The sequence below is a fragment of the Sphingomonas sp. BE138 genome, assembly GCF_031456125.1.
In the GTDB taxonomy this organism is placed as follows: Bacteria; Pseudomonadota; Alphaproteobacteria; order Sphingomonadales; family Sphingomonadaceae; genus Sphingomonas.
Genome location: NZ_JAVDUC010000032.1, coordinates 1 through 18,586, shown reverse-complemented (window position 1 = coordinate 18,586; position 18,586 = coordinate 1). Strand labels below are relative to the sequence as shown.

Below are 18,586 nucleotides of genomic sequence, written 5' to 3'. Positions count from 1 at the left end.
GTGCCAGCGCTGGTTGCAGCGATGCAGGACTGAGCGCCCCTCGCATCCGTCCCGCTACGTCGCAGCACCGGGACGTTCTCACACAGCCTCCACCATCTTCAGACATCCATCCAGCGTGACCGAGCCCGCTGCTGACGCAGCGGGTCTGAGGTGAACGAGCCGAGAGGTCACCGCCTTAGCGGGGGCAGCGCTGCGCTGCTTAGGGTCAGGACCCATTGATGTGAGGGCAACGATCTGATTCAGGCTCCGTGAGGAGACTGGTGATGAGCGACCTGTTTTGGCTGACCGACGAGCAGATGGATCGGCTGCGTCCGTTCTTTCCCAAGAGCCACGGCAAGCCGCGCGTCGATGACCGCAGGGTGTTGAGCGGCATCGTGTTCGTCAACCGCAACGGGCTGCGCTGGCGCGATGCGCCAGCCGCCTACGGCCCGCCCAAGACGCTCTATAACCGGTGGAAGCGCTGGGGAGAGGCAGGCGTGTTCACGCGAATGATGGAAGGCTTGGCAACGGCGGATGCTGAGCCGAAGACAGTGATGATCGACGCGACCTACCTCAAGGCGCACCGCACGGCATCAAGCCTGCGAGTAAAAAAGGGGGCCTTGCCCGTCTGATTGGTCGCACCAAAGGCGGCATGAACACCAAGCTCCATGCCATCGCAGATGCGAACGGCCGCCCGTTGAGCTTCTTCATGACGGCGGGTCAGGTCAGCGACTACACCGGCGCGGCAGCGCTGCTCGACGACATACCCAAGGCGCAATGGCTGCTCGGCGACCGCGGCTACGACGCCGACTGGTTCAGAGATGCGCTCCAGGCGAAGGGCATCCAGCCGTGCATCCCGGGTCGGCGGTCCCGCAACGAGCCTGTCAGGTATGACAAGCGCCGCTACCGGCGTCGCAGCCGCATCGAGATCATGTTCGGCCGCCTCAAAGACTGGCGACGCGTCGCAACCCGCTACGATCGCTGCCCAACCGTCTTCTTCTCCGCCGTCGCCCTCGCTGCCACCGTCATCTTCTGGCTGTGATCAACGAGTCCTGACCCTAAGGAAAGCCGCTTTGACGAGAAAGCCGGCGGTTCCATGTACACGATCCATCACGACCCCGCCGCGCACCGGCTGACGATCGTGACGCACGGCTTCTGGACGCCCGCTGTCACCGCGGCGTTCGCGGCCGAGCTGCTCGCGCGCGGCACCGCGGCACGGCTGCGCCACGGCGCGTTCACGGTGCTTGCCGACCTGCGCGCCGCCGCGATCCAGCCGACCGCCGTCGTCGAGGCGCTCGCCGCGATGATGCCGCGCGCGCTCAAGGTCACCTCGCGCCCGATCGCCGCGATCGTCGCAGGCCCGCTCGCCAAGCTCCAGACCGAACGCTACCTCGTCGGCCCCAATTGCCGCACCTTCCTCGACCCCGCCGATGCGGAGCGCTGGCTTTCCGCGGCGGCCTGACCCGCACTTGTCGGCGCACGGGCGCGACGTCCGCTTGCGCGCGCGCTTTCGGACGGACCGGGAAAAAGGGTCTTTTTACGGTCCGTTAATCGCGATCGGATAATGGGCGACGCTCGTAACGACGTCCTCGTGACGATGGGAAGGCACGATGAGGTTCGCGATCCGAACGCTGGAACTGAGGCGCGACCGGCGCGGTGCCACGCTGATCGAGTTCGCCATCGTCGCGATGCCGTTCTTCGCGCTGCTGATCGCGACGCTCCAGACCAGCATCGCCTTCTTCGCGCAGCAATGCCTCGACACCACCGCCGAGGACACCGGGCGCCAGCTGGTCACCGGCGCCGTGCAGAAGGCGGGCATGAGCCAGAGCGACTTCAAGGCGCTGGCGTGCAAGAACCTGCCTGCCTTCATGTCGTGCGCCAACCTGATGATCGACGTGCAGTCGGCCACGGAGTTTTCGTCGGTCGGCACGACCGCGCCCACGCTGACGTACGACACGAAGGACAGGGTCACCAACGCATGGCAGTTTGCGCCCGGCGGCCCGGGCAGCGTCGTGGTGATGCGCGTCATGTACCTGTTGCCGGTGGTCGGCGGACCGCTGGGGTTCAATCTGGCGACCGAGCGCGGCGGTCAGCGGCTGCTGGTGTCGACCTCGGTCTTCAAGAGCGAGCCGTACGCCTCATGATCGCGCGCATCGCCCTGGCCGCGCGGCTGGCGCGCGAGCGGCGCGCGGTCGCCGCGACCGAGTTCGCGATCATCCTGCCGGTGCTGCTGCTGCTGTACCTCGGCGGCTTTCAGCTGACGGATGCGATCGGCGCCTACCGCAAGGTGACGACCACGGTGCGCGCGCTCGCCGATCTGTCGACGCAGAGCGAGCAGGTCACACCGTCGGAGATGGCCGGGATCCTGGCCGGGGCGCGGCAGATCATGACGCCGTATTCGACCGCCGGATCGACGCTGTACGTCGTCGCGATCGACTTCGACGCGCAGGCCAGGCCGAGCATCACATGGGTCTGTGCGCAGACGACGACGTCGTCGTGCGGCACCAGCTATGCGGGCGTCACCGTGGACAGCCTCGGGATTCCGGCCGCGCTGAAGGTGGCCAACACCAGCCTGCTCTACAGCTCGCTGTCCTACCGGTACGTGCCGGCGGTCGGCGGTGGGTTCGTGTCGCCGATCCAGATGGGCGACCGCCTGTTCATGAGTCCGCGGCGATCGCCGGCGGTCTGCCTCAATCGCGGGACGCCCACGGCGCCGCAATGCGTCGGAAAGGGCGGCGTCACGTGATCCGTAGGGTATGCGATCTGTTGCGGCGGCTGGCGGCCGAGCGGCGCGGCGGCGTGCTGATGCTGTTCGCCGTCTCGCTTGTCCCCATGACGTTCGCCGTCGGGATGGGGATCGACTATGCGCGCGCGGTGCGGCTGCGCACCAAGCTGAACGCGATCGCCGACGCCGCGGCGCTGGGCGCGGTGTCGCAGCCGATGATGAACATCGTCGACGATACGCAGGTCGGCGCGGCGGCGACCGCGATGTTCAACGGCCAGGCCGCCGGGCTCGAGGGGCTGGTCGCGACGCCGAAGGTCACCGTCACCATCACCCATCCCGAAGGCGCGACGTCGCGGGCGGTGGCGGTGAGCTACACCGCGGACTCGCGCAATGCCTTTGCGGGCATCCTGAACCTGCGCAGCATCGGGGTCGGCGGCGCATCCACCGCGGTCGCGACCGCGGCGCCGAACGTCGACTTCTACCTGGCGCTCGATACTTCGCCTTCGATGGGGCTGGCGACGACCAGCGCCGGCATGGCGACGATGGATCAGGCGCTGGGCTGCACCTTCGCGTGCCACAGCAACAGGATCGAAATCAACACCAGCAGCTTTCCGGACCTGATCGTCGACACTGCGAGGTTCGCGATCAACAAAAAGTATAACGGCTATACACAAATCAACGGCGAATACGTCATTTTCATCGACGCGGACGGATCGTACATCTATTACAACAAGACGCAGAATGTCGCTGCTAGGTGCAATCAGGGCGGCCGTGACGCCTGTGTCTATAACCGCGACGGCAGCTATGTCGACAGTTATTGGTACGCCAAGAACAAGGGCGTGCGGATGCGCGTCACCGACGAACGTTCCGCGATCCAGGACCTGATGACGCTGGCGCAGCAATATTCCGACCAGAACAAACGTCGCTACCATGCGTCGCTGCACACCTTCGACCACAAGTCGAATTTCAAGACATTGGTGGCCATGCCCGGTCCAACCGCCGCCGCTAACCTCTCGACGGTGTCGTCCGCGGCGAGCGGGATCGATCTCGTCGCGGTCAACGACCGAGCCGGCGGTGGGCGGCCGCCCAATGCCGAGGCCGGCACCGAATGGTTGTTCACCAGCTTCCAATCGGTGCTGACGCAGATGGGCAGCATCATGCCGGCCAAGAGCGGGCAAGGCTCGGACCAGCCCGGCGACACGCCGCAGGCGATGCTGTTCATCGTCACCGACGGCATGAGCGACGAAAATATCGGCTATGGCCGCACCCGCACCGCGATGCGCGACGAGCAGGTCGCGCAATGCAATGCGATCAAGGCGCGCGGCATCCGGCTGGCGATCCTCTATACGGAATATACGCCCGAATCCGTCGCCGACGACGAACCGTACCAGCGCGGGCTGGCGCTGAAGGCGATCCCGAACATCGCGCCGCAATTGACGAAATGCGCCTCGCCGGGGCTGCTCTACACGGTCAAGACCGACCAGAGCATGTCGACGGCGCTGCAGGCGCTGTTCGCCAAGGCGATGGTCACCGCCCGCCTGACGCGCTGACGCGCGCGGCCCGGCGCACCGCCGATCGCGCTCGCGGGCGCGCGGGCGGCGCGATAAGGGGGGCGATGGTCCGCCTCCCGCGCCCGTCCCGCCGCCTGCTCGTCGCCGGCGCCGCGCTGTTCCTGACCGCGGCGGCCGCGCCGCGTTCCACACCGCGCGCCGCGATCGTGCGATCGGAATTCATCGACCCCGCCCCGCCCTATCCGCAGGCGCATGCCTCGACGATCGTCGAGCTGGCGGACGGGACGATCGCGGCGGCGTGGTTCGGCGGCTCGGGCGAGGGGCAGCGCGATGTCGCGATCTGGTTCGCGCGGGCGCGGGCGGGGGGCGGCTGGGAAACGCCGGTCGCGGTCGCGCGCGACGCGCATGGCCCCACCTGGAACCCGGTGCTGTTCCAGCCGCCCGGCGGTGCGCTGCACCTTTTCTATAAAATCGGCCCCTCCCCGCGCGAATGGCGCGGCATGGAGATCACCTCGTCCGACGGCGGCCGCCACTGGAGCGCGCCGCGCGCGTTGCCGGACGGCGTGCTCGGCCCGATCAAGAACAAGCCGGTGGTGCTGGCCGACGGCACCTGGCTGTCGCCGTCGAGCCGAGAGGTCGGCACGCCCGGGCACAACCGCTGGTTCCTGCGCATGGAACGCTCCGTCGACGCCGGCCGCACCTGGACGGCGGGGGGCGAGATCGCCTCGCCGGTCGGGCTGGAGGCGATCCAGCCGAGCGTCCTGACGCTGGCGGACGGCACGCTCGAGCTGGTCGCGCGGACGCGGCAGGGCGTGCTGGCGGTCAGCCGCTCGCGCGATGCCGGGCGGAGCTGGTCGCCGCTCGCCGCGCTGGCGTTGCCCAATCCCAACGCCGGGACCGATGCGGTGACGTTGCGCGACGGACGGCACGTGCTGGTCTATAACGACGCCGCCCATGATCCCGACACTCCCGGAAACGGCCCGCGCTGGCCACTTGGGGTGGTATTTTCGGACGATGGCGTGCACTGGCGCCGCGTTCTGACGCTGGAAGCGCGCCCGTTGCCGGACGGTTATGCCTATCCGGCGGTGATCCAGGCGCGCGACGGCCGCGTCCACATCACCTACACCTGGAACCGGACGCGCATCCGCCACGTCGTCCTCGATCCGAAAATGGTGAGATAGATCATGACCGACCGCTTCGAACGCCACCGCCAGCCCTGGCGCCCCGACGAGATCCAGAAGCTCCACCAGCTCGCGAAAAAGGGCATGGCGCTGAAAGCCATCGCGAAGTCCCTGACGAGAAGCGAGGAATCGGTAAAGGCGCGCGCGAAGGAGGACGGTCTTGCGATCGCCAAGCTGCGGTAACGAACAACCAAGGGCGTGTTGATGTAGTAAGACAGCAATACCGGCACAAGATTTCTACACGACGCGCATGACGAGCGACATAAGATTTTTATAAAAAGCCTTCCTGATGAAATAGGCTTCTTCATCGTTGCCGTTCGGCGTGTGCCTCTAATCGCTGTTCACGGGCGGAATTGTTGCCAATCTGCAACACTGGTGCGGCAAAAGCGCCGTTTTCATGTTTCCGTCACGATAATATATTGCGGTCCGGGGGCGCGCCGGTTCTGATTGGCCCATCAAAGAGGGGTCATTCATGAAACTTTCAACTTATCTGTGCGCGACCGCGCTTGCTGGCGCGACTGCCCTGGTCCCGTCGTTCGCGGTTGCGCAGACGCAGCAGCAGACCGATGCATCGGCGACCGAAGCATCAAGCGGTAGCGTGGGTGAAGGCGATGTCGTCGTCACCGGCTCGCGCATTCGCCGCCCGAACGACGACTCGACGATCCCGATCTCGACCGTCACGGCTGCCGAGCTCGCCGTTACCGGTCGCGTATCGATCGGCGACACGCTCAACAACCTGCCGCAGCTCCAGAGTACGTTCAGCCAGTCGAACTCGACGCGCTTCCTCGGCACCGCCGGCCTCAACCTGCTCGATCTGCGCGGCCTTGGGACGCAGCGTACGCTGGTGCTGGTCAATGGTCGCCGCCACGTCGCCTCGGACATTCTGAACAACGCGGTGTCGCCCGACATCAACACCTTCCCGACCGACCTGATCGAGCGTGTCGACACGATCACCGGCGGCAGCTCGTCGATCTACGGCTCGGACGCGATCGCCGGCGTCGTCAACTTCGTGCTCAAGGACAGCTACGAAGGCGTGCAGCTGCGCGGTCAGGGCGGCATCAGCGAACATGGCGACGCCGGTACCTATTATGGCAGCCTGCTCGCCGGAAAGAACTTCGCCCAGGGCCGGGGCAATATCGCCGTTAACCTTGAGTATGCGCGCCAGAACAGCTTTTTCGCTTCGCAGCGCAAGGATCTGAGCCGTGCGGACGGCTTCCTCACTGTTGATGTCGATCCGACCGGACTGCCCAACAACAGCAACGGCAAGCCGGACAATGTGTTCTTCCGCGACATTCGCAGCGCGACCATCAACAGCGGCGGCCTCGTTGCCTTCGGCAGCCCGACCGGCGCCTGCGGTCGCGATGCTATTCTTCAGACCAGCGGCCTCGGACGCCCGTTCACCTGCAACTACCTGTTCCAGCCGGACGGCTCGCTTGTAGCGCAGACCGGCACCCGTGTCGGCACCGCCGCCAGTGCGACGTCGCCCAACGGTTCATCGTTCATCGGCGGAAATGGAAACACCCGCCGTGAGGGACAACTCGTGCAGCTGCTGCCGCAGCAGGATCGCTATTCGGCGAACCTGATCGGTCATTTCGACATCACGGATGCCTTGGTGCCGTTCATCGAAGCCAAGTACGTTCGTATCAACACGTTCGGAACCGGTTCGAGTGGTCCTGCGTTCTCTACCGGCGCAACCTTTGCCACGGCTGGCACCGGCGGAACCGAAATCTACGAACGGCCCACGCTCGATAACCCGTTCCTGAGCGCACAGGCCCGCACGACCATCACAAACGCGCTGATCGCAAGCGGCGTCAATGCGGCTGACATCACCGGCGGAAGGCGCTTTACGCTTCGTAAGAACCTGCTGGACTTGGGCGTCCGTAACGAACGTTCGACCCGCGAAACCTATCGTGTCGTCGGCGGTATTCGCGGCAGCTTCAACGACGACTGGAACTACGAACTGTCCGCCAACTACGGCGAGTTCCAGGAGCGCACTCGCGTGCTCGGTAACCTGAACCAGCAGCGCTTCCTGCTGTCGATGGATGCGCAGCGCAACGCTGCGGGACAGATCGTTTGCGGATCGCAAATCGACGCTTCCCGCGCTGGGACCGATATCGCAGGCAATGCTGCCAATCTGGCGAACGACATTGCCGCCTGTGTCCCCTACAATCCGTTCGGTGACAACGCGTCGTCGCAGGCGGCTCGGAACTATCTGCTGCAGAACACCACCTCGGTCGGCAAGATTACGCAGTTCGTGGCATCCGGTTTCGTGGCGGGTGATCTCAGCCAGTTGTTTGAACTGCCTGGCGGTCCGATCGGATTTGCGGTCGGTGGCGAATATCGTCGCGAGACCAACGAGTACCGACAGGACCCACTCGTCAAGTCTGGATATACCTTCTACAACGCAATTGCAGACTTCGTGCCTCCGGCGTTCGAGGTGAAGGAGGCTTATACCGAACTTCGTGTGCCGCTACTGAAGGACCTGCCGCTCATCCAGAGCTTGGAGTTGACCGGCGCTGCACGTGTCGCCGATTATCGTCGTGGTGGCGTCGGCACCGTTTGGTCCTATAATGGCGCTGTAAATTACCAGCCCGTTGAGGATCTGCGCTTCCGCGCTAACTATGCACGATCGGTTCGTGCTCCTAACCTGAACGAACTCTTTTCGCCGCAGTCGCAGAACTTCGCGAGTGTGTCCGATCCTTGCTCGTTCGACAACCTGAGCGGCGGAACGACCGGTCGTCGTGCCGCAAATTGCGCGGCACAAGGCATTCCGACCAGCTACAACTACGTCTATCAGCAGACTCTTGAGATCCGCAGCGGCGGTAATCCGGATCTGCGCGAGGAAGATTCGGACTCTTACACCTACGGCGTCGTCGCGACGCCCCGTTGGGTTCCGGGTCTGACGCTGTCGGTCGATTACTATAATATCAAGGTGAACAACGTCATCAGCGCGGTCGATGCGCAGTCGATACTTGACCAGTGCTATGACGCTCCTTCGATCGACAATCAATTCTGCGCGACCTTCCAGCGCGTCGGTGCTGGGCAGACGGGTCCGAACGGGGAGCAGGCCTATCGCATCATCGAAGGCAGCTTGCTGCAATCCTCGCTGAACTACGCCCGCCTGCGCGTGCGCGGGATCGACACGGATATCAGCTATTCTCACCGCTTTGGTGGCACGCAGCTGACGTCACACTTCGTTTATTCGCACCAGCTTGAAAATGCGGGCTTCCTTGATCCGACGCAGCCTGGCTTCGCCGACAATTATCTGGGCGAACTCAGCCAGCCTCGTGATGCGTTCAATTGGAATCTGGCAGCCGACTTTGGCAAGCTTTTCGGCAGCATCGAACTGCGATACCTGTCGAAGATGTCGGTTGGCGAAGTGGAGAACCGCCGGTCGTTCCAAGGTCGCCCGCCGCAGAACCTTGATGACTACGACATCCCCTTCTACCCGGATGTCTTCTACGCAAACCTGAGGTTTGGCGTGAACATCAACGACAAGTCGAACTTCTACATGGGTATCGACAACGTCACCGATCGGATGCCGCCGCTGGGCAGCACCGGAATCGGCTTCGGCAGCGGCATTTACGAGAACGTCGGTCGCAGGTTCTATGCCGGGATCGTGGCTGGCTTCTGATCGGGGGGTAAAGACCAGTGGGGGTCGGCTTCGCCGGCCCCCTTTTTTTGTCATTTGACGCCGGGCGATGGTCGATAACGCGCGACAGTCCGTCAATACCGGCGTGACACCCGCCGCCAACCATGCCACAGGCCGTTGTATGATCGAGCTTTCCCGCGAACTGGTCGCCTATGCGATCATCGGCGTGCTGGTGATCGCCGCGGTGCCGACGGGCATCGTCGTCATGCGCAGGCGCCGTCGCGAAAAGCTGCGGCGCCGCGGCATCAAGACCTACGGGCATTGATCGCCCGACCGCGGCCCTAATCCTACCCCCTAGCCCTGCCCCGCCATGGCGAAGCGCCGCCACTATCTGACCGCCCGCCTGCCCGACGGGTATGTGAAGACGATCGGCCCCACCGCCTCGCCGTTCACGCATTACTGGCGGATCGTTGCCACGCTCGAAAACGGCAAGACCGAGGTATTCTGGGGCCACACCGCCTCGCTTGCCGAGGCCAGGCGCAAGCGCGTCGCGCTGGGTGATGCCGCCCGCCAGCGCGGCTGGCGCGACCATTCGTTCGAGATCGTCGCGCTCGAACGCTCCGACACCCCGCCGCCCTAGCGCTTGATCCACTGACGTGGAGGCGGCACCGGCCCGCTCCAGCTTCGCTCGATCAGGCTCCAGGGAACGGCGTTGCGCGTCAGCGCGTCGCGGCGCGCGCCGGTCGGATTAGCCACGGTGCGGAGCGGTCGCGCGTCGCCGTGGCCTGCTGCGCCCCCGGGCCGGCCGGGGCGGCGACGTGCGCGGCGCCGGGCTGCAACCCGAACCAGTGCGGCCGGTCGACCGCGACCAGGATCGCCAGCAGCGCGAACGCGACCGCCGACCATGCGGAAAGCCCGCGTGACGTCATCAGGAACCTCCTTTCCGCACGTTTGCCGGATGGCTCGTCCATCCCGAGTGCACGGATGTAGCGACCCCGAACGAGCCGGGTGTAGCTCCCTCATGACAAATGCTTGCTGACATACGGTTAAGGACGCGTGTGCAGCATCGGCGCCACACCCGGCACGCCCTAGAACAATTTGCGCACGCCCAGCCGCACCGATCGTCCGACCGGATCGAGATACGCCGGCTGGAAGCGGTTGGGCACCGCCCCGGTGGCGTCGCGCACGTCGATCCGGTCGTTCAGCAGGTTCTCGACGGTCAGGTTGATCGTCATCTGCCGCGTCCAGCCGCGCGGGACGAGCTGCCCGACATCGGCGCGCGCATCCAGGACGATCCACGTCCGCCCCGAAAAGCGCAGGTCGGACGCCGGCAACGGGTCGCGCACCCGGGTCGGCCCCTGCACTTCCCAATAGCTGTTGAGCGTCACCGCCCCCTTCGACACGCCCACCGTACCCTCCACTTCCCAGCGCGCGCGCCCGCCGCGCCCGTCGAGCGTGCCGCCGTCGAGCAGGTCGATCGCCGCGCCGCCGGCCCGCGGGCGCGCGCGATCCGCCAGCCGCCACGATCCGGTCAGCGAAGTGAACAGCGTTGCGCGCGGCGCCCCGGCCTCCTTCGTTGCCGCGGGCGGCGATGCGCCCAGCGGCAACGACAGGTTGGCGCTCAGCTGCAGCTTGCGCTTGTCCTCGAGAGCGATGTTGACCGCGCGCAGGTCGGCCTGCACCAGCCGCCCGGTTCCGTCGCGCACGAAGCGGTCGGGAAACGCCGCCTGGAGCAGCGCGGTCGTCCCCGGCGCCACGCTGCGCCCGCGCTCGGCGATGGCGACATAGGCGAGCGTCACGTCGAGCTGCGTCCGGCGCAACGGGTGCAGCCCCGCCGACACGCGCGTGATGCGGCGGCGCGCCGGGGCGAGCGCGGGATTGCCGCCGCTGGTCACGGTCACCACCGCATCGCGCCCGGTTGCGAAGTCGAACAGCGGCACGTTGGGGGTCACCAGCGTCGCGGCGGTCAGCGCCAGGATGTCGGGCGCGGTGCGCGTGTCGTCGACCGAGGCGGCCAGTTCGAGCGGGCGCACCGGCGCCCAGTTCGCGCCGTAGCTGACGCTCGCCAGCCGCCCGACCCCGGAGACGTCGGCGATCCCCGCGGTGCCGTTGACGCCGAGCTGCCCCAGCATCGGCAGCACGCCCTGCGCCGCCGCGGCGATCGGCACCGCGACATTGACGCCGACCGCGCGCACGGTCCGCGTCAGGTCGAGCGCCTCCTCCCCTGCCGCCCCCCCTGCCCCGGGTTGCGCGCCGCGGCTGGCGGCACGCGCGTAATCGGCGTTGACCGTCATCTGCACCGCGCCTGCCGGAACGCGCAGCAGCGCACCGTTGGCGACCAGCTTGACGTTGGCGGTCGCGGTGCGGGTCACGCTGCGGCTCGCCAGCCGCGTCGCGGGATCGCGCGCCGCGAACGGATCGCCGCCCGCGTCGATCGCGCGCTGCACGTCGTCCAGCGGCACGCCCTGCTCGGCGCGCGCCGCGCTGCGCACCCGGTCGTAGGCGGCGGTCGCGTTCCAGCTCCAGCGCCCGATCGCACCGTTCAGCGTCGCCCGGCCGTGCAGCTTCAGCTCGGTCGAGCGCTGGCGCAGCACCGCCTCGGGAAAATAGCGGTAGAGCGTCACCGGGGTGTCGAACGGCAACCACCCGCTGTTCACCGGCACGCGCAGCGCGCCATCGGCCAGTCCGTTCAGCCCCACATGGCGCCCCGCCTCCATCGTGAGGTTCAGCGATCCGCCGATCCGCTGCGTCAGCGGCAGCGCGATCGTCGCATCGACCTGCACCCGGTCGTTCTGCGGCTGGAGCGTGCGAAACCGCCCGGTGTCGGTGATCGCGAAGCGGTTCGCGCCCGCCAGATACGCGCCGAGTTGCGTGCGCGCCGTCGGATCGCCGGGCACCGCCGCGCGCGTCACTGCCGCGCCGGCCAGCGCGTCGAGCCGCGTGTCGAGGCTCGCGCCTGCGAGACCTGCGACATTGCCCAGCGTCGCGAACGGCGTGACCGGGTCGGGCAGGATGCCGCGGTCCGCCTGCGTGATCGCGTTCTGACGGAAATAGCTGACCAGCAACGACGTCCGCCGGTCGCCCTCGATGCGGGTGGCATTCGCCTCGCTGTAATCGGTCCCGCTTCCGCCGCCCTCGGTGGTGACGCCGGCGAGCTGCAGTGTAGCGACGGCGCGAAAGTGCTGCTTGGTGATGAAGTTCATGATCCGCACCGTCGGCGCGAAGCCGAAGCGCGCCGCCTCGGTCTCCGGCAGCACCTCCGTCCGTTCGATCGCCTCCGGCGGGATGCCGCGCAACTCCTCCCATCCCGACACGCGCCGCCCGTTCAGCAGCAGCACCGGCGGGTCGCCGCTCGCCGAGGTCGTGACGCCCTTCAGGCGCGCCAGCACCTCCTGCATCGTCGCCGCGCCCAGCGCGCGGATCGCATCGGCATCCAGCACGGCGAGCGGCGGCACCTCCCCCAGCACCGACCCGCGCCGCCGTTCGCCGGTGACGACCACGTCGCCGTCCGTACGCGCCCCGGGGGCGTCCTGCGCCGGCGCCTGCACCAGCGCGACCGCCGCGAGCAGCGCCCGCATCAGCAGCCTGTCCGAAGGTGCCGGCGATCGGCAATGGTCCTGGGAATAACGGATCCGATCGTGGTGACGCCGCCGATTTCGCCGCCGCGCCTTCCGCCCGTCAAGGTGACCGGCGACCCGAAGTGGCAAGCCTTCCTTTACCATGACCGCGTAGAGCGATCGATCATGAACGATGCGGTCGCTCTCCCCTCGCCCTCCGCTTTCCGATCATCGGTGCGGCGCGACGATGCGGTGCCGATGTGGCTGGGGTTGGCCGGCGGGTTCGTGCTGCCGATGATCGCGGCGGCGCTTTATGCGACCTACGAGATCTCGATGCGCTCGCCGTGGCTGGAGCAGACGCGCCAGCTCGGCTACGTCTGGCTGCTCGGCGAACTGTTGCTGATCCTCCATGCGGCGCGGCGCGGCTTCACGGTGCGCGCGGTCTGGGCAACGCTGCCGCGCTGGGTACGCACGTCGCTGGCGCTGTTCCTGTCGACGTTCTGGATCAGCTCGGCGTTCGTGTCCCGACATCCCGATTTCTCGCTCGGGCTCACGATCGGCTGGGCGCTGCAACTGCTGTTCGCCGCCGCACTGGCGCACCTGGTCGCGACGGTGCCGGTCGCGCGGCTGGCAGAGGTCTGGCGCGGCTTCGCGCTCGGGCTGGCTGCGCTGGCGCTGGCGATCGCGGTGCATTTCACCTGGCTGCCCGCCGCGCTGCGCGGGTGGGAGCGCGAGATCGATTGGGGTAACGCCATTCCCGGGTTCATCTCGGTGCGATTGTTCGGATCGTGGTGCGGCGCGGTGCTCGCGCTGCTGACCGGGGTGGCGTGGCGCGCCGAGGGCGATGCGCGGCGCCAGCGCGTCCTGCACCTGGCGATCGCGCTCGCCTTCGGGATGATGTTCTGGAGCGGCACGCGCGCCGCGCTGCTCGGCTGGCTGTGCGTGCTGCCGGTGGCGTGGGTCATGGCGGGTCGCCCGCGGTCCTACGCCATGCTGACGACGCTGCTCGCGTACCTGCTGGCGGCAGCCGCACTGGCGATCCTGCTCCAGCCCTATGGCCATCCCGCCTTCACCTTTTCCGACCTGTTCGATCCGTCTATCAACCAGTCTGTCGACACCTTCTCGTCAGGCCGGCTAACCTTTTGGAAAAGTGCCTTGGCGGTATCGCGCGGGTATCCGATGCTGGGCAGTGGAGCGGGGTCATGCTGGTGGCTCGTGCCGCTCGACGGACATTATCACGTTCAGCCGCACAACGCCCTCGTCCAGTTCCTCCTCAACTGGGGCGTAATCCCCACCCTCCCGGCGCTGGCGCTGCTCGCTGGCGGCATATGGGCTGCCCATCGCAAGGCCCACGCCAAGCGCGCGCTGCTGCCCTTCGTGCTGATGCTCGACTGCCTGCTGGTCATGAGCCTGTTCGACGGCATGCTGCACTTCGCGCAGTTCGTGATGCTGATCGTCGCGTGCCTGGCGATCTGCCTCGCGCCGCGCGGCACCTCGGCCACGCTCGATCGTTGAACGCGCGCGGGCGCGCCGTTACGGCATCGCCTTGCGATCTTTCGCGTTTTCCACGAGGGTTTCCATGACCACCACCGCCCACGGCTATGCCGCGCCGTCCGCCGATGCGCCGCTCGCCCCCTTCACCTTCGAGCGGCGCGATCCGCAGAGCGACGACGTCGCGATCGACATCCTGTTCTGCGGCGTCTGCCATTCCGACCTGCACACCGCGCGCGGCGAATGGGACGGCACGCTCTACCCGTGCGTGCCGGGTCACGAGATCGTCGGGCGCGTCAGCGCGGTCGGCGGCGAGGTGACGAAGTTCGCGGTCGGCGATATCGTCGGCGTCGGCTGCATGGTCGACAGCTGCGGCCATTGCCCGTCGTGCGCGGACGGCGAGGAGCAATATTGCGAGACCACCGGCTTCGTCGGCACCTACAACGGGCCGGACCCGGTGCTGGGCGGGCACACCTTCGGCGGCTATTCCGACCGGATCGTCGTGAAGGAGAGCTTCGTCCTGAAGATCGGCCATGACGAGAAGGACCTCGCCGCGGTCGCGCCGCTTCTGTGCGCGGGCATTACCACCTATTCGCCGCTCAGGCGCTGGAAGGTCGGCCCCGGCCAGAAGGTCGGCATCGTCGGGCTGGGCGGGCTCGGCCATATGGGCGTCAAGATCGCCGCGGCGATGGGCGCGGAGGTCTACGTCTTCTCGACCTCGCCGAACAAGCGCGAGGATGCCAGGCGGCTGGGCGCGACCGACCTGATCGTGTCGAAGGACGAGGACGCGATGGCCGCGCATGTCGGCACGTTCGACTTCATCCTGAACACGGTCGCCGCCAGCCACAGCCTCGACCCGTTCCTGATGCTGCTCAAGCGCGACGGCACGATGACGCTGGTCGGCGTACCCGAGGAACCGCACCCCTCCCCTTCGGTCGGCGCGCTCGTCTTCAAGCGCCGCGCGATCGCCGGCTCGCTGATCGGCGGCATCGCCGAGACGCAGGAGATGCTCGACTTCTGCCGCGACCACGGCCTGGTGGCGGATATCGAGATGCTGGCGATGAAGGACATCGAGCAGGGCTACGACCGCATGCAGCGTAGCGACGTGAAATACCGCTTCGTCATCGACATGGCGACGCTCGACGCTTGAGACGGCAACAGGCTCGACGTGTCGAGTTGTCGACACGTCGAGCCTGCCGGCTTGCGCTACGATAGGCAAGATCCGTGCGTTTCCAAGCGGATCCTGCGCCGTTGATGCGCGGGCGGGCTCCCGATCCGCAGGCGGCGTCGATGCGGCGTGTCGCCGACGCAAGGGACTAGCGCGCGGGTGGCCGCGATGCGATGATCCCGCGACACGACGCGGAGAGGATCGGATGGCGACGGCAATCGGGGCGGGTCGGACCCCCCTCACCCCCCGGGGCCCGCGCGAATGGCTGCTCTGGGGCGCGGTCGCGCTCGTCGGGGCCGGCGCGCTCGGCGTCGTGGCGCTATCGCGCGGCGAGCCGGTCAACGCATTGTGGATCGTCACCGCGGCGCTGTGCACGTACCTCGTCGCCTACCGCTTCTACGCGCTGTTCATCGCCGCGCATGTCGCGCAGGTCGACCCCGCCCGCCCCACCCCCGCGGTGCGGCGCGCCGACGGGCTGGACTTCGTGCCGACCGACCGCAACGTCCTGTTCGGCCACCATTTCGCCGCCATCGCCGGCGCCGGCCCGCTGGTCGGCCCGGTGCTCGCGGCGCAGATGGGCTATCTGCCCGGCACGCTCTGGCTTCTGGTGGGCGTCGTCTTCGCGGGCGCGGTGCAGGATTTCCTGATCCTGTTCTGCTCGACCCGGCGCGATGCGCGCTCGCTGGGCGACATGATCCGCACCGAGATGGGGCGCGTGCCCGGCACGATCGCGCTGGTCGGCGTGCTCGCGATCATGGTCATCCTGCTCGCGGTGCTGGCGCTGGTCGTGGTCAAGGCGCTGGCCGACAGCCCGTGGGGCACGTTCACCGTCGCCGCGACGATCCCGATCGCGCTGTTCATGGGGCTGTACGGCCGCTTCCTGCGCCCGGGCCGCATCGCCGAGATGTCGGGGATCGGCTTCGTGCTGCTGATGGCCGCGATCATGGGCGGGCAGCATGTCGCGGCCTCCCCTGCCCTCGCGCCGCTCTTCACGCTGACGGGGCCGACGCTGGCGCTGGCGCTGATGGCCTATGGCTTCATCGCCTCGGTGGTGCCGGTGTGGCTGCTGCTGGCCCCACGCGACTATCTGTCGACCTTCCTCAAGATCGGGGTGATCGCCGGTCTCGCGCTCGGCATCCTGATCGTCCGGCCGGAGCTGAACATGCCCGCGGTCACGCGCTTCGTCGACGGCACCGGCCCGGCGTTCGCGGGTGCGCTGTTCCCCTTCCTCTTCATCACGATCGCGTGCGGCGCGGTGTCGGGCTTCCACGCGCTGATCGCCAGCGGCACCACGCCAAAGATGATCGCGACCGAAGGCGACCTGCGCTTCATCGGCTACGGCGCGATGCTGACCGAAAGCTTCGTCGCGATCATGGCGCTGATCGCGGCGTGCGTGCTCGATCCGGCGGTCTATTTCGCGATGAACGCCCCCGCCGCCCTGATCGGCACCGACGCCGCCAGCGCCGCGAAGGCGATCGGCGAATGGGGCTTCCGGATCCAGCCCGAGGCGCTGACCCAGATCGCGCGCGACGTCGGCGAGGGCACGATCCTCAGCCGCGCGGGCGGCGCGCCGACGCTGGCGGTCGGCATGGCGCACATCCTCAGCCGCGTCGTCGGCGGACAGGCGCTGATGGCCTTCTGGTACCATTTCGCAATCCTGTTCGAGGCGCTGTTCATCCTGACCACCGTTGATGCCGGCACGCGCGTGGCGCGCTTCATGATCCAGGACCTGCTGGGTAGCGCGATCCCGGCGATGCGCGCGACCGAGAAATGGGCGCCCAACCTGATCGCCACCGCGCTGGCGGTCGGCGCGTGGGGCTGGTTCCTCTACCAGGGGGTCACCGACCCGCTCGGCGGGATCAACACATTGTGGCCGCTGTTCGGCATCTCCAACCAGATGCTCGCCGCGATCGCGCTGGTGCTGGCGACCGTCGTCCTCTTCCGCATGAAGCGGCAGCGCTACGCCTGGGTCACGATCGCGCCGACGATCTGGCTGCTGGTCTGCACGCTGACCGCGGGGTGGCAGAAGCTGTTTCACCCCGACCCGCGGATCGGCTTCCTCGCCCACGCCGACAAGTTCGCGACCGCGCTGGCGGAGGGCAAGCTGCTCGCCCCCGCCAAGACCCCCGCCGACATGGCGCGGATCGTCTTCAACGACCGCGTGGATGCGGCGGTGTGCGCGTTCTTCGTCGTGCTGGTGCTGGCGATCGTCGCGTACGGCGTGGCGATGGCGCGGCGTGCGCTGGCGAGCGATCGGCCCACGGCGCAGGAAATCGGCGGGCATTCCGGCGGGGAGGTGCGTGATGCGATGGTGGCGTAAGGCGGCGCGGCGGCTGGCGCAGACCGCGCGGCTGATGGTCGGCATCCCCGATTACGACGCGTACCGCGCGCACCGCGCGGCGCACCATCCGGCCGAGCCGGTGATGACCCGCGCCGCCTTCCACCGCGACCGGATCGAACGCCGCTACGCCACCGGCAAGGGCCAGCCGCCGCGCTGCTGTTGAGGTGTCGGCATGTCGACGTGTTGAGGTCGGGCTTTCGCCCCGGGCGCTGCACGCACACGCATGGTGCATCGTCACCCTTCCCGCGCAATTGACAGCGAACAGATAGCCGCTCGGTCAGTAACGTCAAAGCCTCAGGCGACGTGTACCTGAACGACACAGCGACGGAGACGGCGATGCCGCACGCGCTTGACCCCCGGCCCACATGAACATATCTGGAACACGCAACATCGAGGTGAGATGTTGTGTGCGCGGTGACTGTCACGCGGCTTATGGCTGCGGGTGCAGGCATCGTACTGGACCGCTGGTCCGGAAACCGACGGCACGGGCACCGCGGCGGCACGAGACGGACGCATGAGACAGACCAGGGGCGCGCTCCCGCTCCTCCATCGCTGACCTCGGTCAGCTGTCTGACGTCCGTGAGGAGCTGTTTCCATGTCCTGTAGTGTCCATGACCTCATCGTGCACGCACGCGGTGCGCTGCCCTTCCCCATGTCGATCAAAGCCGGCCGTGATCTGGTTGCGGGAGGCCACGCATGAGCCGCAATCACCGCACTTCCCCGCCCCCGCTGCCACCGCTGGCGCACGACGGCCGACTGGCGCAGCTCGCGGCCGAGCGCTTTCCGGTCGCCCAGGCGCCGATGAGTCAGAGCGACCGTGCCGCATACTGGCTCGGCGAGTACGTCAACGCGCGCCGCGAGCTGCCGCACCTCAAGCCGAGCGATCTACTCGCGCTCATGAGCTGCCCCCTTCTGAGTGGTCCATGGACTATGACAGTCTGGATCGAGGAAGGGACGACGAATGCCTGCCAAGAAGCACAAGCCCGAAGAGATCATCGGCAAGCTGCGTGAGGTTGAGATCATGGTGAGCCAGGGTGGCAC

Annotated in this window: 17 protein-coding genes; 15 read left to right on the top strand and 2 right to left on the bottom strand. The window is 67.3% G+C overall.

Annotation, left to right across the window (positions count from 1 at the left end):
- The first annotated feature begins 263 nt into the window (after positions 1-263).
- The 10 genes from J2Y58_RS19355 (at position 264) to J2Y58_RS19310 (ending at position 9,628) form a co-directional block, all read left to right on the top strand.
- Positions 264-1,021, top strand: a protein-coding gene (locus tag J2Y58_RS19355) for an IS5 family transposase (protein WP_310106878.1) whose coding sequence is annotated in 2 segments (ribosomal slippage) — positions 264-585 and positions 585-1,021 — 759 coding nt in all. Because the reading frame shifts where the segments join, the coding sequence is not laid out codon by codon here.
- Between the two features lie 54 nt (positions 1,022-1,075).
- Positions 1,076-1,441 (top strand): hypothetical protein, encoded by a 366-nt coding sequence (locus J2Y58_RS19350; protein ID WP_310106876.1) that lies wholly within the window; start codon positions 1,076-1,078, stop codon positions 1,439-1,441.
- A 148-nt stretch (positions 1,442-1,589) separates the two neighbouring features.
- Positions 1,590-2,123: a pilus assembly protein gene (locus J2Y58_RS19345; RefSeq protein WP_310106875.1), complete on the top strand. Its 534-nt coding sequence runs from the start codon at positions 1,590-1,592 to the stop codon at positions 2,121-2,123.
- The gene (locus tag J2Y58_RS19340) at positions 2,120-2,725 is read left to right on the top strand and encodes a TadE/TadG family type IV pilus assembly protein (protein WP_310106873.1); all 606 of its coding nucleotides are present in this window, start codon (positions 2,120-2,122) and stop codon (positions 2,723-2,725) included. The genes J2Y58_RS19345 and J2Y58_RS19340 overlap by 4 nt, the downstream gene beginning before the upstream one ends.
- Complete coding sequence (locus tag J2Y58_RS19335) at positions 2,722-4,254, top strand: pilus assembly protein TadG-related protein (protein WP_310106871.1); 1,533 nt, start codon at positions 2,722-2,724, stop codon at positions 4,252-4,254. The genes J2Y58_RS19340 and J2Y58_RS19335 overlap by 4 nt, the downstream gene beginning before the upstream one ends.
- Positions 4,255-4,319: 65 nt before the next feature.
- The gene (locus tag J2Y58_RS19330; protein ID WP_310106869.1) at positions 4,320-5,396 is read left to right on the top strand and encodes a sialidase family protein; all 1,077 of its coding nucleotides are present in this window, start codon (positions 4,320-4,322) and stop codon (positions 5,394-5,396) included.
- Positions 5,397-5,399: 3 nt separating this feature from the next.
- A complete protein-coding gene (locus tag J2Y58_RS19325; RefSeq protein WP_310106867.1) occupies positions 5,400-5,579 on the top strand; it encodes a hypothetical protein in 180 nt (59 codons plus the stop codon).
- A 289-nt stretch (positions 5,580-5,868) separates the two neighbouring features.
- Positions 5,869-9,030, top strand: a complete 3,162-nt coding sequence (locus J2Y58_RS19320; protein WP_310106865.1) for a TonB-dependent receptor domain-containing protein — start codon at positions 5,869-5,871, stop codon at positions 9,028-9,030.
- 139 nt (positions 9,031-9,169) lie between these two features.
- On the top strand, positions 9,170-9,313 hold the full coding sequence (locus J2Y58_RS19315) for a hypothetical protein (RefSeq protein ID WP_310106863.1): 144 nt from the start codon (positions 9,170-9,172) through the stop codon (positions 9,311-9,313).
- Between the two features lie 45 nt (positions 9,314-9,358).
- Positions 9,359-9,628: a hypothetical protein gene (locus J2Y58_RS19310; protein WP_310106860.1), complete on the top strand. Its 270-nt coding sequence runs from the start codon at positions 9,359-9,361 to the stop codon at positions 9,626-9,628.
- Positions 9,629-9,707: 79 nt separating this feature from the next.
- Here J2Y58_RS19310 and J2Y58_RS19305 read toward each other — a convergent pair whose 3' ends face one another.
- The gene (locus J2Y58_RS19305; protein ID WP_310106854.1) at positions 9,708-9,917 is read right to left on the bottom strand and encodes a hypothetical protein; all 210 of its coding nucleotides are present in this window, start codon (positions 9,915-9,917) and stop codon (positions 9,708-9,710) included.
- Positions 9,918-10,076: 159 nt separating this feature from the next.
- Positions 10,077-12,566, bottom strand: a complete 2,490-nt coding sequence (locus J2Y58_RS19300; RefSeq protein WP_310106851.1) for a TonB-dependent receptor — start codon at positions 12,564-12,566, stop codon at positions 10,077-10,079.
- 165 nt (positions 12,567-12,731) lie between these two features.
- Between J2Y58_RS19300 and J2Y58_RS19295 the strand changes: the two genes are divergently transcribed.
- The 5 genes from J2Y58_RS19295 (at position 12,732) to J2Y58_RS19275 (ending at position 18,556) form a co-directional block, all read left to right on the top strand.
- Positions 12,732-14,060, top strand: a complete 1,329-nt coding sequence (locus J2Y58_RS19295) for an O-antigen ligase family protein (RefSeq protein WP_310106848.1) — start codon at positions 12,732-12,734, stop codon at positions 14,058-14,060.
- A 64-nt stretch (positions 14,061-14,124) separates the two neighbouring features.
- The gene (locus J2Y58_RS19290) at positions 14,125-15,186 is read left to right on the top strand and encodes an NAD(P)-dependent alcohol dehydrogenase (RefSeq protein WP_310106846.1); all 1,062 of its coding nucleotides are present in this window, start codon (positions 14,125-14,127) and stop codon (positions 15,184-15,186) included.
- 223 nt (positions 15,187-15,409) lie between these two features.
- Positions 15,410-17,524, top strand: a complete 2,115-nt coding sequence (locus J2Y58_RS19285; protein WP_310106844.1) for a carbon starvation CstA family protein — start codon at positions 15,410-15,412, stop codon at positions 17,522-17,524.
- Positions 17,508-17,708 (top strand): CstA-like transporter-associated (seleno)protein, encoded by a 201-nt coding sequence (locus tag J2Y58_RS19280; RefSeq protein WP_310106841.1) that lies wholly within the window; start codon positions 17,508-17,510, stop codon positions 17,706-17,708. The genes J2Y58_RS19285 and J2Y58_RS19280 overlap by 17 nt, the downstream gene beginning before the upstream one ends.
- Positions 17,709-18,241: 533 nt before the next feature.
- A complete protein-coding gene (locus J2Y58_RS19275; protein WP_310106838.1) occupies positions 18,242-18,556 on the top strand; it encodes a hypothetical protein in 315 nt (104 codons plus the stop codon).
- Positions 18,557-18,586: the final 30 nt, after the last annotated feature.

Excerpts from the sequence above, each read along its gene's own strand:
- J2Y58_RS19350 (WP_310106876.1), top strand. The coding sequence starts at position 1,076 with ATGTACACGATCCATCACGACCCCGCCGCGCACCGGCTGACGATCGTG.
- J2Y58_RS19345 (WP_310106875.1), top strand. The coding sequence starts at position 1,590 with ATGAGGTTCGCGATCCGAACGCTGGAACTGAGGCGCGACCGGCGCGGT.
- J2Y58_RS19340 (WP_310106873.1), top strand. The coding sequence starts at position 2,120 with ATGATCGCGCGCATCGCCCTGGCCGCGCGGCTGGCGCGCGAGCGGCGC.
- J2Y58_RS19330 (WP_310106869.1), top strand. The coding sequence starts at position 4,320 with ATGGTCCGCCTCCCGCGCCCGTCCCGCCGCCTGCTCGTCGCCGGCGCC.
- J2Y58_RS19325 (WP_310106867.1), top strand. The coding sequence starts at position 5,400 with ATGACCGACCGCTTCGAACGCCACCGCCAGCCCTGGCGCCCCGACGAG.
- J2Y58_RS19320 (WP_310106865.1), top strand. The coding sequence starts at position 5,869 with ATGAAACTTTCAACTTATCTGTGCGCGACCGCGCTTGCTGGCGCGACT.
- J2Y58_RS19315 (WP_310106863.1), top strand. The coding sequence starts at position 9,170 with ATGATCGAGCTTTCCCGCGAACTGGTCGCCTATGCGATCATCGGCGTG.
- J2Y58_RS19310 (WP_310106860.1), top strand. The coding sequence starts at position 9,359 with ATGGCGAAGCGCCGCCACTATCTGACCGCCCGCCTGCCCGACGGGTAT.
- J2Y58_RS19305 (WP_310106854.1), bottom strand. The coding sequence starts at position 9,917 with ATGACGTCACGCGGGCTTTCCGCATGGTCGGCGGTCGCGTTCGCGCTG.
- J2Y58_RS19300 (WP_310106851.1), bottom strand. The coding sequence starts at position 12,566 with ATGCGGGCGCTGCTCGCGGCGGTCGCGCTGGTGCAGGCGCCGGCGCAG.
- J2Y58_RS19295 (WP_310106848.1), top strand. The coding sequence starts at position 12,732 with ATGAACGATGCGGTCGCTCTCCCCTCGCCCTCCGCTTTCCGATCATCG.
- J2Y58_RS19290 (WP_310106846.1), top strand. The coding sequence starts at position 14,125 with ATGACCACCACCGCCCACGGCTATGCCGCGCCGTCCGCCGATGCGCCG.
- J2Y58_RS19285 (WP_310106844.1), top strand. The coding sequence starts at position 15,410 with ATGGCGACGGCAATCGGGGCGGGTCGGACCCCCCTCACCCCCCGGGGC.
- J2Y58_RS19280 (WP_310106841.1), top strand. The coding sequence starts at position 17,508 with ATGCGATGGTGGCGTAAGGCGGCGCGGCGGCTGGCGCAGACCGCGCGG.
- J2Y58_RS19275 (WP_310106838.1), top strand. The coding sequence starts at position 18,242 with ATGAGCCGCAATCACCGCACTTCCCCGCCCCCGCTGCCACCGCTGGCG.